Source organism: Streptomyces sp. SID12501 (assembly GCF_010550245.1).
GTDB lineage: Bacteria > Actinomycetota > Actinomycetes > Streptomycetales > Streptomycetaceae > Streptomyces.
This window is the reverse complement of sequence record NZ_JAAGLU010000338.1, coordinates 1-559: the sequence shown is the minus strand read 5'-3', so window position 1 is coordinate 559 and position 559 is coordinate 1. Positions and strand designations below refer to the sequence as shown.

Sequence of the window (559 nt, the reverse complement as noted above, 5' to 3'; positions counted from 1 at the left end):
GCCCAGCACTGGCGGCAGATGCTCTGGTACGACCGGCGGCTCATGCCCGGTGGCACGCGCCTCGACTTCGACCGCATCCGCCCCACGACGCTGCGCCCGTTCGGTCTCATGTGGGCCGGGCCGACCGAGCCGGGGCAGGTCGTCGAGCTGCGGTTCGGGTTCTCGCTGCGGGGCGTCGAGCAGGCCGCGCGCACGCTCGAGCACGAGTGCGGGCCGGGCCCGTCGTCGTTCGAGCGGCGGCGCGCGACCACGCAGGCCGTGTGGCGCGAGCACCTCGGCAAGGTGCAGGTCGACACGCCGTCGTCGGACCGCGCGACCGTGCTCGGCACCGCGCTCTACCACTCGCTGATCAAGCCGTGCCTCGCGGTCGACGAGTCCCCGTTCTGGCCGACGCCCGGCCCGTTCGCGTTCGACCTGTCGACCATGTGGGACATCTACCGCACGCACCTGCCGCTCATGACGACGCTCGCGCCGGACCGTGCGGTCGAGCTCGCGAACGCGTTGCTGCACATCGCCGAGGAGGAGGGCAACCTGCCCATCGGCTACCGCATGGCGCGCG

Annotated in this window: 1 protein-coding gene; it reads left to right on the top strand. The window is 72.8% G+C overall.

What is annotated here, in order from left to right:
• A partial coding sequence (locus tag G3I71_RS46105) for a glycoside hydrolase domain-containing protein (RefSeq protein ID WP_164324902.1) occupies positions 1-559 on the top strand: 559 nt, incomplete at both ends.